Source organism: Lacinutrix algicola (assembly GCF_001418085.1).
Lineage (GTDB): Bacteria > Bacteroidota > Bacteroidia > Flavobacteriales > Flavobacteriaceae > Lacinutrix > Lacinutrix algicola.
Genome location: NZ_LIQH01000039.1, coordinates 258686 through 272792, shown reverse-complemented (window position 1 = coordinate 272792; position 14107 = coordinate 258686). Strand labels below are relative to the sequence as shown.

Annotated in this window: 9 protein-coding genes; 2 read left to right on the top strand and 7 right to left on the bottom strand. The window is 32.1% G+C overall.

The features are described from left to right. Positions 1–43 precede the first annotated feature (43 nt). The 3 genes from ASC41_RS12225 to ASC41_RS12215 are packed head-to-tail and all read right to left on the bottom strand — an operon-like array spanning position 44 to position 4629. On the bottom strand, positions 44–1573 hold the full coding sequence (locus tag ASC41_RS12225; protein ID WP_055436932.1) for a sulfatase family protein: 1530 nt from the start codon (positions 1571–1573) through the stop codon (positions 44–46). Positions 1574–1618: 45 nt separating this feature from the next. Next, positions 1619–3241, bottom strand: coding sequence for a T9SS type A sorting domain-containing protein (locus tag ASC41_RS12220; RefSeq protein ID WP_083476207.1), 1623 nt, complete (start codon positions 3239–3241; stop codon positions 1619–1621). Positions 3242–3252: 11 nt separating this feature from the next. Then, complete coding sequence (locus tag ASC41_RS12215) at positions 3253–4629, bottom strand: sulfatase (protein WP_241489665.1); 1377 nt, start codon at positions 4627–4629, stop codon at positions 3253–3255. A gap of 226 nt (positions 4630–4855) precedes the next feature. On the opposite strand from ASC41_RS12215, the gene ASC41_RS12210 reads away from it, so the two are divergent. Both ASC41_RS12210 and ASC41_RS12205 read left to right on the top strand, forming a co-directional pair. After that, a complete protein-coding gene (locus ASC41_RS12210) occupies positions 4856–5149 on the top strand; it encodes an EF-hand domain-containing protein (RefSeq protein ID WP_055436929.1) in 294 nt (97 codons plus the stop codon). 119 nt (positions 5150–5268) lie between these two features. Beyond that, positions 5269–7989 carry an outer membrane beta-barrel protein gene (locus ASC41_RS12205; protein WP_055436928.1) on the top strand — a complete coding sequence of 907 codons (2721 nt, stop codon included), beginning with the start codon at positions 5269–5271 and terminating at the stop codon, positions 7987–7989. Position 7990: 1 nt separating this feature from the next. On the opposite strand, the gene ASC41_RS12200 is transcribed toward ASC41_RS12205, so the two are convergent. From ASC41_RS12200 to ASC41_RS12185, 4 genes are all read right to left on the bottom strand, one after another. Continuing rightward, complete coding sequence (locus ASC41_RS12200) at positions 7991–9520, bottom strand: sulfatase family protein (RefSeq protein ID WP_206542926.1); 1530 nt, start codon at positions 9518–9520, stop codon at positions 7991–7993. Positions 9521–9551: 31 nt separating this feature from the next. Beyond that, a complete protein-coding gene (locus tag ASC41_RS12195) occupies positions 9552–10904 on the bottom strand; it encodes a hypothetical protein (protein WP_055436926.1) in 1353 nt (450 codons plus the stop codon). A 97-nt stretch (positions 10905–11001) separates the two neighbouring features. After that, positions 11002–12513 carry a sulfatase family protein gene (locus tag ASC41_RS12190; protein WP_083477200.1) on the bottom strand — a complete coding sequence of 504 codons (1512 nt, stop codon included), beginning with the start codon at positions 12511–12513 and terminating at the stop codon, positions 11002–11004. A gap of 61 nt (positions 12514–12574) precedes the next feature. Next, a complete protein-coding gene (locus ASC41_RS12185) occupies positions 12575–14104 on the bottom strand; it encodes a sulfatase (RefSeq protein ID WP_055436924.1) in 1530 nt (509 codons plus the stop codon). Positions 14105–14107: the final 3 nt, after the last annotated feature.

The window sequence follows — 14107 nt, the reverse complement described above, 5'->3', positions numbered from 1 at the left end:
TTTGACTATATAATTTTGAGCAGCTCGTTATATTAATTAGTTTTTATTTTTGATTCTTTAAATAATTTCTATACTCCTTTCCCCATTTCTTAAAACCTACTTCTACTCCTTCCTCCATTTGTTTTTGAATTTCTGGATGCTCTGTTTTTATCCATTTAACCAAACCAATAGTTTGGTCCATGTTTTTTGGATTATAAATAATGCTTACTGGTTTCATTAGGTTGTCAAAACCTATTGTTTTTTCTCTTAAATCAGCTAACAAACCCTCGTATTGAGGGTTGTCTGCTAGATTCACTAATTCAAAGGGATCATTTATTAAATTATATAATTCTTCTACTGGTTTAGAATCTTCAAAAAAGAATGCTTGTTCTTTAGTTAGCTTTCCTTCTTTTTTCAACGTTCGCATAACATGAACTGCTGGTCTGTAAAATTCTAAATATCCTTGGTGTGCATCGAAAGGAATTTCTGGTTTATCGTTTCTTATATATTTCCACTCATCAGAAGTTATTCCTCGAGATTCTTCTGGAATTTCATCCCATAAATCTCTTGCTCCATAGACATATTCTCTATTGAAATTTTCATTGAACATAGGCTGACCTGTCATGTATTCAGGAATTTTAATATTAGCAAATTCTAAAATACTAGCTGTTATATCTGTAGCACTCACAACATCTTTTCGAACTTCTCCACCTTTAAATTGTTCTGGATAATAGACTATTAAAGGAATACGTAATCCTGGATCGTGTAAATAGCCTTTACCACGAATATTGCAACGACCATTATCTCCAATAAAAATGACAACTGTATTATCTGCCATTCCCTTATCTTCGAGTTCTTTAAAAATCATGCCGACTTCATTATCCATATATTCGATTTGGTCTAAGTATTTAGCCCAATCTAATCGTATAGCAGGATGATCTGCCATATATGGTGGCATTTCTACTGTATCAGGATTTACAGGATGTTTAGATTCACTTCGTACTTGGTCCCACCAATCTCCTCTATGCGTTACAGCTAATTGAATTTGAGCAAAGAAAGGCTCGTCTGCTTTTTCAAAAGTATCATACTTATCAAACAGACCAAATTTTGATTCTCCATCCCACTCTCCTAAAGCTTCATGCTTAAAATTAACGTCGATTTTACGTCCTTTTTTCATGACCGCATGGTTACCCAAAATAGTGGTGTATCCTGCTTCTCGTAATTTCTGAGTAAATGGAGTAAATTGTTTATCTAAAGGAACTTCTCTATTACTTCTATGATGATGCGTATTTGTTTTAACTTGATGTGTTCCAATTATCATAGCAGATCGACTTGGCGAACATATTGGATTGGTTACAAATGCATTATCAAACCTAATGCCTTCTGTAGCCATCTTGTCTAAGTATGGTGTTTTTACATTTGGTAAACCATAGCAAGCTAAATCTGTGCTCATATCTTCTGCCATAAGCCAGATAATGTTGGGTTGCTTCTTTTCTATAATAGCTTCTTTTGTTTGTGACTTTGATTTTTCACATGCTGTAAGTATTAAACTTAATGCTATAATAAAAATGAAGTGTTTTGTATATATTTTCATAGACTAAAAACTTATGTTCTAAAATTAAATTTTATGGTTGAAGCATTAATTAATTACAACTTTCTTCACCATACCAGTTTTACCAAATTTTAAAATATAGACTCCATTACTTAAATGCGAAACGTCTATTTTATTTTGTGATTGCAATTGGTAACTACCAACCCGTTTTCCTAGAATATTATACCACTGAACAGCTCCACCTTCCATATTATTTGGTAGTATAATGTTTAAAATATTAGTTGTTGGGTTTGGATAAATAACGATACTTTCTAATGCAAGATTAGTAACTGATAGTGTTCCATTTTCTAATGGATTTCTAGGATTAGGTGTGTTTTGATAGCCATTAGGTATAAAAAAGTTTACTCCGTTTACAGATTCATTACAAACCTCATAATCATCAACACTGCTTTTAAAAATAGCATTTGTAGGCAAGTAATGTGCTGCAATATTGTACCCAATTGCAGTAACTTCTGTATCTGGAAAATCTAATGTATAATATCCTGGCCTGTCCTCTTCGCTAAGTACTGCTCCCGGAGAAGGCGCAGTTCTGCTTTCTCCATCTGTGTTTAAGGCTGATGCTACACCAATACCTCCAGATCTTTCCACTCTTAACTGACAAGGAATATAACGCAATCTAGAATCTCTCATTTGAGCATTTTGTCCAAAAGTTGCGGTTACATTTCTAATTTTAGAAGTCTCATCAAAAGAACCTGGTATTAAACCATCTGTCTCTTGTGTATTTGTAGCAAACCCTGCAGCCCAAACTACAGCCATTTCGCAGCTAGTTGCAGTAATATTTTCAGCATTAAAATATCCTTGACTTAAGGTGTGTGGAGACAATTGCAAAGCACTTTGTCCATTGGTACATGCGATATTTCTAGCCCAAATATTATCTAATTTTATATCATTAAAATTATAAAGCTCTGTGTATTGTAATAAGTTGAAGCCTGTTTCTAGTCTGAGTGTAGCACCACCAACCGTTGACAAATTTCTAAACAACAAATTTTTACCACCTTGTGTTTGTACTAATCCAAAGCCATAATGTCCATTGGTCATAGATATATTTTCGATAATTCCTCCATTAGGAATACCTCTAATATTATTAATTCTTGTGCCTGATGCTGTAGATGTGGTCGTGTAATTACTACCAAAAGCTAATGAAGAAAACTCAGTATAATTATCTATTATATTAAAGTTAGAGACTTTAAAATTGCTACAATATTTGAAAGAAATAGCTCTTATCCTGATGGTAGCTGCTAATGCTGTAAAATCTATAGTAAAATTACCTCCAATACCAATAAGACTAAAATTATTTATTCCGGTATTTAAATCTGCATTAAACAAAGCATTATTTGCCGAAGCTGAAGGATTAAATGGTAAAAACGTAACACCAGAATTAACTTCAAGATGCACATTAGACCGTAAATTAACTTCCAAAACTCTATAAATCCCTGCGTTAACAATTACTTTTCCACCACCTGCAGTATTTACAGTATTAATAGCGTTTTGAAGTGTTTGCGAATCGTCTCCCGTTCCTCCAGATGCAGAAATAGTTTGTGTTTCAGCTCCTATAGTTGGATTAAAAAATGTGTTATCTAAAGGTAAGGTTTGCGAATAAACATTTGTAACCAACAATAGACCTATAGTGATTTTTAAAAATGATCTCATCTCGTTATTATTTAGTATTCCGGCACTGCTTCAGCTTCCCATGCAGCAATATTCGTTTTTAATTCTTCTTCAATTTTTAATCCTGTTCCAATTAAATTGTTTTGTTCGCTAATATCTTCAGCAACATTAAAAAGTTGAAACTTTCCGCTATGGTATTTTATTAATTTCCAATTCCCATTAATAACTGCTGCATATTGGTCTTCATAACTTCGGAAGAAGTATAGACTTCGGTTCTTAATAGTTTCACCTTTTAAAATTGGCATTAAACTCACGCCTTGAATGTCTTTATTATCGTATTTTTTTCCTGAAGCTATTTCCATTAACGTTGGATATAAGTCTATAGATTGTACAGGAATATTTGTTTCTGTGTTTGCTTTTGTTATACCTGGATAGTTTATTAACAATGGTACTCTTGCGCCTCCTTCGCCTAAAGCGTTCCCTCCTTTTTTACCTCCACTTAATGGCGCATTTGTATAAGCACCTCCTTGATCTGACATTATTATAATTACTGTATTATCGGCTATTCCTTTAGCTTCTATTGCTTCTCTAACACGACCAACAGATTCATCCATCGCTTCTACCATTGCAGCATGATGTGCGTATTTCCCTTTTAATCCTGCATCTTGGTATTTTTTTAGTAAATCCTCTCTTCCAATGGATGGACCATGCACTGAATAATACCAAAAAGACAACATAAACGGTTCGTCTTTATCATAATCTTTTATAAAGTTGACGGCACCATCCGTCAAGACATCTGTAAGGTAGTCACCTTCTTTAAGTCCAGATTTTAAAAATCCTTTTGGATCGTCTTTAGCTTTAAAAAACGGATAGTAATAACTTTTTGGATGTCCAGCATCTGTTGTGCCATAATCTGCATCAAAACCTTGATCTGTAGGATAGCGACCTTGATGGCCTAAGTGCCACTTACCAACAAACATGTTGTAGTAACCAAGCTCTTTTAAACGTTCGGCATAGGTAATCTCTTCTAGTGGTAAATAATTTCTAGATGGTCGTTGCACAGGATCACTTGGCCATAAATTATATTCTGCATCTGGATTTTCTGGATCAATAGAAATATGTCTTGGCATACCTAATCTAATAGCTTCCTTTCCTGTTAAAATAGACAATCTGCTTGGACTGCAAGTTGGTGTTGGTATATATGCACGATTAAAATCTAAACTCTCCTTTTTAAACTGATCTAGATTTGGTGTTTGAAATACATCATTACGATAACCAATATCCGACCAACCGTAATCGTCTATAAATAACAAAATGATATTTGGTTTATCAAGACTTACAACTAGTTTATCTTCTTGACTTTTGCAAGAAAACAAAATCATAGTAAATAGCACAATACTACTTTTTATAAATACATTTTGGATGGTCATGTGGCTATAACAATTAATGTTTAATGTAAATATCGAATGAAACTACTAAAAAATTGTTGTTATTGGTTTAGAAAATGTCTTTAGCAGTAAATTTTATAAATCCACTGTTGATGGGCTTAAAAAATGGCTCTTATTTATCTAAGCGTACATTTTATTTACCTACAAAAACATATTATGGTACAATCTTAGATATATTTATACTATAATTTTAATACACTTAAAAAAAATGAAATACTTAAAAACAACATTGGCAGTAGCAGCATTATTTACTTTTTCTCAAACTTATGCACAAGATATTGACGTTAAAGTAGAAAAGCGATTTAATAAGACTGACGCAAATAATGATAAGTCTATTAATTTAGAAGAATTAACTGCTTTTTATGAAGGAAAGAAAAACAAAAAAGGTGAAGCATTTGATGCTGCAAAAATTTTGAAAAGAAAAGATACTAATGAAGATGGAGCTCTGTCTTTAGAAGAATTTGCTGCAAAAGGAAAGAAAAAAGGAAAGAAGAAAAAATAGCCTCAAACAATTAGTCTGCTAAAAGTCAAAACCGTTTGTGTTTTGACTTTTTCAGTTTAGATTAAACCATTTTACTTTAACTTAGTCCAAAGTAACTTACATGTATACTCAACCAACCAATGCATCAAACTAAAGTATTACTATCTCTTCTTACTTTTGTAACAAGCATAACATTTACATTTGCACAAGATAATATTGCTATAAAAGGTGAAATTCTTGGTTATGGTCAAGAACCTTTAGAATATGTATCTGTAGCTGTTTTACAACAAAGTGATTCTACTTATGTTAATTCTATAACAACAGATGTTAATGGCAATTTTAGCCTTTACGACCTTCCTAAGGATTCCTTATTACTTCAACTAAATTATGTTAGTTATAAACCCTATTTTAAAAGTTTCGTTTATAATAATGAGCTTATAGATTTTAAAACTATTACACTAGAAGAAGATAATAATGCTTTAGATGAAGTGGTTATTACTGTTTCTGCTCCTATTCAAATTAAAAACGACACTATAGCTTATAATGCTAATTCTTTTAAGGTCAATCCTGGAGATAATATTGAAGGTTTATTAAAAAAACTACCAGGAATTGAGTTAGATTCAGACGGAAAAGTACTTGCTCAAGGCGAACCAGTAACGCGAATTTTTGTGGATGGAAAAGAGTTTTTTGGTGGTGATCCTTCAATTGTATTAAAAAATTTATCGGCAGATGCCATTTCTAAGATTGAAGTAATTGATAAAAAAAGTGATGAAGCCGAACTAACTGGTGTAGATGATGGTAATAAGGAAGTGGTTATTAATTTCACCTTAAAAAAATCTAAAAAAAATCGTGGCTTCGGGAAGCTATCTGGTGGATTAGGATTGGATAGTCGCTATTTTGGTAATTTAAATTACAATCAGTTTTCTTCAAAAACACAATTTTCTATAATTGGCAAATTCAATAATATTAACGTTACAGGTTCTAATATTCAAAGTTTTCTTGAAAATGCCGATGGTATTGATGACGACTCTGGAGAGGATGAAAATAATGCTAAACGAAGTAAAAGTTTAAATGGCTTCTTAACTACTGCAGTTACAGGTATACATATTGGTCATGAATTTAAAGATAAAGAATCTTTTAATGCTGATTATTTCTTCAATTTTTCAGACAATGATGGTGTTTCAAACTCTAAACGTATCTCTTTCTCTAACAATAATAATTTTGATTATAACTCTTTTAATCAAAATGTAAAAACTATAAATAAACATAATCTTAATTTTAATTACATTAATAAAGCGTCTAAAACAAAAAGTCTAACTATAAAAGGTCGAATTACTTCAGACAAAACATTTACAGACACCAATAGAGACGAAACCTATATTAACGATTTAGGAGCATTAGCAACAACAAATAATCAAAAATTTAATAACGATTTTAAAAGAACATACGGTAATTTAAAAATTGACTATTACCAACGCTTAGCTAAAGCAGGACGAAGCTTTAAAGTTGGTTTAAATACAAGATTAACTGATTTAACAAAGAACAATAATCAGAATACATTTAACATTAGAAACATTGGCAATACTAATGAATCGACACGAAATATCTCTGCTTTAAGAAATGAGGCTTTTAATATCTCTATTATAGATTTCAATTTTAAATATACTGAACCGATAGCCAAAAATCATTACTTAAAATTAGACACGTATTTTACAAATAAAGTTGAAAAAGAAGACGTTAATCAAACAAGACATACTCAAACCACAACTAGTACAGAAGATACACTTGCTTTTAAATATACTACTAAAGAGTTAAGTGCCCAAACACGACTTGGCTATAGTTATAACAATAAAAAATTCAATTTTTATTCTGCTTTAGGTATGCAAGATCTTAATCGCGCTTATGGTGTGGTTACAGAAAACTCAATACGTAAAAATCAGTATTATTTTAATCCTATTGCATTTGCGCAATACAAACCAAAGAGAGGTTATAAATACAGGATAAATTATAGTAAATCTGTTAAGTCACCTAATCCTTCGCAAAATTCTACGGTAATTAATGATTTAAACCCTAACTTTATTAGAGTTGGAAATCCAGATTTAAAACCCGAAAAACTGCATAATTTGGCACTACTTGCTGTGATAAATAATTACAAATCTGGTGTTAGCTTTTGGTCCAAATTTCAATATCAATATGCTACAAATGCTATTATACAAAGCATATCTATAGATGATGACTTTATAAGAACAAGAGGTTACAAAAATGAAGGTAATAGAAGATTGCTAAATGCCAACATAAGATTTAGTAAAAAAATTAAAACTTTAGGGTTGCGCTACTCTCTTAAAAACAACACCACTTATAGCACGTCGAATTCTTTAATTAATCAAGAACTTAATGACGTTACCTCGCAAGACTATCGATTTAGTACACTTATTGAAAACACCCGTAAAAACAAAATAGATATTAAAATTGGTGCAGAATATAGTATTAACAACACCTCTTTTTCTATAGAACAAGATTTGAATAGAGAATACTCCAAACAACAGTATTTTACTTCTGTAGATTATAACTTCACAAAGCAGCTGAATGTTAACTCACAGTTTGATTATATACTATTTTCTGACAATGCCTTTTCTTCAAATCAAAAATTACCACTTTGGAATGCAGCAATATCTTATTCCTTTTCAGAACAAAGAAATAGTATAGTAAAGTTAGTACTTATAGATTTACTAAATAAAGATGTGGATATTTATAGAAGGAGTACAACAAACTACTTTGAAGAAACTACGTCTCAAAGTTTAGGTCGCTATATTGTTTTAAGCTATACTTATAAGTTGAATGGCTCTGTAAAAAAATCTTAACTTATTTTTTAAACTGATCATACTCTGGATTTACCTTCGCATTTTTAAAACGAGGTCTGTCTTTCCATAAGTTATAAGTCGCTTCTAATTGTGCAGCATCTTCAGGATATTGTCCTTTATCATCCGTTTCTTTAATCCAGTTTTCTAATACATCTCTATGTTCTTTAAGAATTGTAGCAAATTCTGAATTATTAGCAAGATTGTTTATTTGATGTGGATCTGCTTTTAAATCGTATAATTCTTCAACAGGTCTTACTCCAAACCAATGTTCTGCTTGGTATGGTGTTAATTTTCCTTCATTATAAGCCTTTTTTAAATCTTTTACAATTGCTTTTTTATCTCTGTAACCAGCTTGCATCATTGGTCTGTTAGGATAAAAGTTTTTAATATATCGATAATCTTCAGAAACTACAGTTCTAATTCTATCAATAGTATAATCGCAACGATCTCTTGCTCCAATTACATACTCCTGCTCGTTAAACGTTTCCGCAAATAAGTCTTGACCGTCTAAATACTCGGGCATTTTGGCTTTTCCCATAGCTAAAGTAGTTGCCGAAATATCTAAAAGCGATACTAAATCGTTTCTAATTGTTCCAGATTTTAAAACAGGAAGGTTTCCTTTAATCATTAATGGTACTAACATACCACCTTCGTAACAAAATTGCTTGTGACGCAATGACACTGGACTTCCGTGATCTGAGAAAAAGAAAATAATAGTATTTTCTAATTCGCCATCTGCTTCTAATTGTTTTAAAATGGTTTCTACATTAACATCTGCACCACGATTGGCATTATAATGATCTGTCCATGCACTTTGCTGTGATGGAATGTTTGGAAAATATGGAGGAACAGGAACAGCATTATCAGCTAAAACTTCTCCTTCTCTAACGTATTTAGCATGCGCTTTTCCTCCATCTATTTGAATTTGGCCAAACCAAGGTTGGTTTTTATCTGGTCTTGAACTCCAAGCATCTTGGGTTGCAGACATTTTATGCTTAGGAAAGTTTCCTTGCCATCCATTCATTCCTGGTTTATAATCGTCTTTTGTACTTACAGTGTATAAATCTCTTCTATTATAATGAAAATTGTAATCGTCTTTTCCATTATTGAAGGTGAAATATCCTGCTTCTCGCATCAATTCAGGTATTGTTTTCATGCCATCAGGCAGATTTATACGTAACGCTTCTGGCACAACCACATCTGGCACTCTACTAGACCTGTGGTTATGTGTTCCAGTTGTTGTTTGCATAACCCCAGTAATTAATGCCGAACGTGCTGCAGAACATACAGGAGCTGTTGTGTACGCACGATTAAACAGTACACCTTCTGAAGCTAGTTTATCTATAGCAGGTGTTGCATTTTTATTAATTGAATCACCATAACATCCCATAAAAGGCGATAAATCTTCCGCAAAAATCCAAAGAATATTTGGTTGCTTTTGTTCCTTTACTTTCTCTTTTTGTGTATTACACGAAAAAAGCATTGAATTAATAACTAAAAAAAGAATTAATTTATATGATGTAATTTTCATTATTTACGTTTTTTATTTTTATCCAGTTGTACTAGCAATTTATTTTCATACTGTTAATTATGTAATCTGCTCCATTTTCAAAATCATCGTTAGTTATATTAATATTTTCAATATTAACCTCATAACACCCATCTTCACATCCACTTGCTTGGCTTGAATTGTCTCTAAAAACACCAATGGATTTACCAGATTTACTTTCTTCATCTACATTCCATAGACTATCAATTATAATCTGTCTATCCACACAGTTAAAAAACGGATAATCTTTAGATTTTATTTGTGCTCCATTTCCACCTGTACACGTAATATTCCCAACGTAAGACAAATTGTTAAAAGTCCCAATATTATCTAATGTTCCTGAATTATCTAAAAAACCAGCAGCCAAACGTACTGCATAAGTTGAATTGATTGCCACAATATTTTCTACATCCACACGACCTTGATCTACTCTATGAGGAGAAAATGTTAGCACACCATCACCAAATCGACCTATTATATTACGACCAACAACATCGTCAACAGTTAATTGATTGTCCATATTAATGGTTGATACACCAGTTTCTACTCTTAATGTACTTCCACCTTCACCATCAAGATTTTTAAACAAAATTGTTATTCCTGCTTGAATTTGAACAATCCCATATCCAACATGACTATCTGTAGCTATAATATCTTTTATAATGCCATTGTTAGAAATTTCATCTTTACTATTACTATCTGATAGATTTAACACAATACTCGAAAAAACAGAGTTAGTGTCTTCAATTTTTAAACCAGACATTTGAAAATTATGAGCATAACTAAACTCAGCTACTCGCACACCTCTATAATCTCCTGTTGGAATAACCACTGTAAACCATGTGCTTGAATCTACGCTATTTTGTTGGCTATTTGTAATTGCTGAATTTTGAACCAAAAACTCGTTTCCAATGTCGAAAATATTTAAGTTTTTATTTAAGGTATTTCCGCTTAAATCTGGCTGAATAATAACATCTGCATCAAATTTAAGTTGCACATTCGATCTTAATTTTACATCAAGTAAGTAATACGTTCCTCCTGTAATTTTAATTATTCCTCCTCCAGTATTTGAAAGATTTAGAATTTCTTGATTTAATAAATTACTGTCTGCTGCACTCTGGATACCGCTAAGTTGTAAAGTGTTTTCTGTATTAGGTATATTATCTGTATAAAAACGATCTTCGTTATCTGTTAATCTTGGAAAATTGTTCTGCTCTTCCTCTTCTACCACTTCTTCTTCCTCTTCTTGTGCAATTTCTTGTTGTGGAGCAACTTCGTCTTTAGAACAAGATGTTATACTTAAACACAAAGAAAAAAATAATATTTTAAAACCAAAAACGTGATAATTCAATTTTCTTTTAATCATAATAAAACTAATTTTTTACTAAAGTAATGTGAGAATAGATTTGAAATGTGCTTCTCGATTTATTCAATGTCTCCTAGAATAAATACATTTTGTTTTTTTATTCAGTAACATATCCTTGTTTAGCCTTTAATCCAGGCTCATCATACTTGTTTAATTGTTTAAACAATTCTGTTTGCATCATTTTTGCTATTTCTGAATACGCTTTATCGTAGTAAAAGTTTATTAGCTCATCTGGATCTTTTTCTAAATCGAATAAATACGGTTTCTCATTTTTATCAATAACCAATTTATAACGATCACTAACAGCTGTTACCCACCAACCGCCTGACTTGGCGTAATATGTAATTCTATCGCTATTTACTACTTTTTCTGAATTTGTAAAATCTTTAGAAGTATCTAAACCGTGAAATTTCACATCTGTTTTTACATCCATCAGGCTTAATATTGTTGGTGTAAAATCTACATTTGTATATGCGGTGTTAATCACTTTTCCGGATGGGATTTTGTTAGGATAACGAATCAAAAATGGAATTCTAGAAGAAGCTTCATAAGGCACACCTTTATTTCTTCGGTTGTGTTCAAAAAACATATCTCCATGATCTGATGTAAAAATAATTATGGTGTTCTCTACTAAATTATTATCATCCAAAAATTTAAGAATACGTCCAACACTATCATCGATATGACTCACCATTCCAAAATATTGCTTTAAGGCATTTTTTTCTTTATTATTTTCAAAAGATTTACTGCCAATAGTTTCGTTCTTGGTTTTATCTGTTGCCCAAGATGGTTTAATGGCTGTGTATTCTGGCGACATTGTTTTTGGTGCTTCAATCTTTAAATCCTTGTACATAACATCGTAAGGCGGACGCGCAACATCTGGTGTGTGCGGATCTGGAATAGATAACATGATAGCAAATGGTTTGTCTTTATCGCGCTCAAGAATTTCGAGTGTTTTATCTGTAAAGAAGTCCGTTACATGAATGATTTCTTCCTCAGGTAATTTAGCCGCGACTTTTTCATTAATTCCTGTTATAACGGAACCGTCTTTAGAAAGTTTGAAATATGGTGCATGACCACCACGCATCATAAAACGATTGTCTTCAAATCCTGCTTTATACTTTATTCCGAAACTATATTTATCATGACCTGCCAAATGCCATTTACCAACATAAGAAGTTGCATAACCTTGGTCTCTTAAAATGGTTGCAAAGGTTGGAACATCCTCACTTAAATGTAATCCGTTTTTTGGAGCACCAGTTGCTTGTGGATATAAACCTGTTACCAAAGATGCTCTTGAAGGTGTACATACTGGTGAAGCAGCATAATAGCTTGTGCTTATAGCACCTTGATTTGCCAATTTATCAATATTTGGTGTCGTGGTATTATTCCCTTTTCCCCAAACAAAAGCTTGCTCTTCTGATAATAATTTTTGATACGCACTTATGGTTCTAAAATTATGCTCGTCTGTATGGATAATGATAAGGTTAGGTTTCTTTTTAATATTTTTCTCTGTTGTTATGGTTGTTTTATTTCCTTTTTGTGCATTACAAGACAATACCATGAAACAACAAACGAAAACTGATAATTTTAAAAACTTTGAATTCATATTATTCTAATTTTACACAAGATTATGTTCTTTTGACTTATAATTCTAAAATTGGTTTAACCTAAAACTCTAAAACAGAATTTGGTGGTAAAGGCACGTTATTTGCTTTTCGCCATGCCACTAATTCCGACAGCAATACTTTAGATTTTCCTAACTCCATTTCTGAAAGGTTTTTACTTTCTGAAGCATCATTTTTCAAATTGTATAATTCTAATTTTCCATCAGTTAAAAATTGAATTAATTTATAATCTCCTTTTCGTATTACAGAACAGGTTCCGTGTTTATAACGACTTGCCAAATGCCAAAATAATGGTCTTTCGTTAAGTGATTTATCATCACTTTTAAATAATGGTATTATTGAAGCTCCATCTAATTCAGAACTATCGTAATCTTCCGTTTTAGATAAATCCATTAACGTTGGAAAAATATCTAAAGCAGTTACCGCAACATCACTTCGTCTTGGTGTTACTTTTTCAGGCCAGTTCACTAACATAGGTACTTTTATTCCACCTTCGTAAATATCGCCTTTTGCACCTCTTAATTGCTTGTTTGCACTTGCCATCCTGTGGTAACCATTATCTGATGTGAAAATGATAATAGTATTTTCTCTTAGACAACTTTCATCTAAAAAATCTAATACACGTTTTATATTATCATCGACAGACTCCACCATTGTAGCATATTTTATGGCTAAATCTCTTAGTTTAGCATTTCTACCAATACCTTGACCTAAAACAGAATCGACAGGTTTGTTTTTATATTTCTCGTACAAAGCGTCACTTCTAGACCTAATGGCTCTGTGGACTGCGTAATAATTTAAGTTGATTAAAAACGGTTCGGTTTTATGCGATTTCATAAAGTCAATAGCCTCGTCTGTTAATCGGTCTGTTAACCAATCATCATTTGCCTTTTCTCTTATAAATGGATTACTAAAAGGTGCCCAATAACCACCAGCAACACTTTTGTAACCACCTTCCTCAAAACCTGGATCACCTCTAAAAGTACCTCCAACATTTTTTATAAAACCACGTCCTTCTGGATAATATTGAGCAATTTCGGGTTTTTTATGTGTTTCTACCCAAGAATAATCTCCTGGTTCTGGTTGTGTTAGTTTTTGTTGAAACGGAAACGGCATGGCTAATTCTTTTTCAGGATATGGGCCAACGATATGATATTTTCCAATATGAATAGATTTATAACCAGCTTCTGCTAAAGGTTCTGCATAGATTGGATGTTCTTTTCCGACTGTCCATCGTGAAAAAATATTTTCTTCGGCTGTTCCTTTTTCTAAAACCGGAACGGTATAAACGCCTGTTCTAAACGATTGTTTTCCTGTAAAAATTGCAGTTCGAGATGGAGAACAAGTTGGATACATGTAGGCATTATCTAAAACTAAACTTTCTTTAGCAAGGGCATCCAAATTTGGTGTTTGAAAATATTTAGAACCGTTAAATCCGACATCTGCATAACCCAAATCGTCTACTAAAACGAAAACAATATTTGGTTTTTTAAAAGTTTCAACATTAGAAGATTTTTCCGTTTTACACGAGAAAAAAGCAATAATTATTACAAGTAGTAAACCCTTTTTCATTTT

Coding starts and splice junctions, on each gene's coding strand:
- ASC41_RS12225 (WP_055436932.1), bottom strand. CDS start 1,573: ATGAAAATATATACAAAACACTTCATTTTTATTATAGCATTAAGTTTA.
- ASC41_RS12220 (WP_083476207.1), bottom strand. CDS start 3,241: ATGAGATCATTTTTAAAAATCACTATAGGTCTATTGTTGGTTACAAAT.
- ASC41_RS12215 (WP_241489665.1), bottom strand. CDS start 4,629: ATGACCATCCAAAATGTATTTATAAAAAGTAGTATTGTGCTATTTACT.
- ASC41_RS12210 (WP_055436929.1), top strand. CDS start 4,856: ATGAAATACTTAAAAACAACATTGGCAGTAGCAGCATTATTTACTTTT.
- ASC41_RS12205 (WP_055436928.1), top strand. CDS start 5,269: ATGCATCAAACTAAAGTATTACTATCTCTTCTTACTTTTGTAACAAGC.
- ASC41_RS12200 (WP_206542926.1), bottom strand. CDS start 9,520: ATGAAAATTACATCATATAAATTAATTCTTTTTTTAGTTATTAATTCA.
- ASC41_RS12195 (WP_055436926.1), bottom strand. CDS start 10,904: ATGATTAAAAGAAAATTGAATTATCACGTTTTTGGTTTTAAAATATTA.
- ASC41_RS12190 (WP_083477200.1), bottom strand. CDS start 12,513: ATGAATTCAAAGTTTTTAAAATTATCAGTTTTCGTTTGTTGTTTCATG.
- ASC41_RS12185 (WP_055436924.1), bottom strand. CDS start 14,104: ATGAAAAAGGGTTTACTACTTGTAATAATTATTGCTTTTTTCTCGTGT.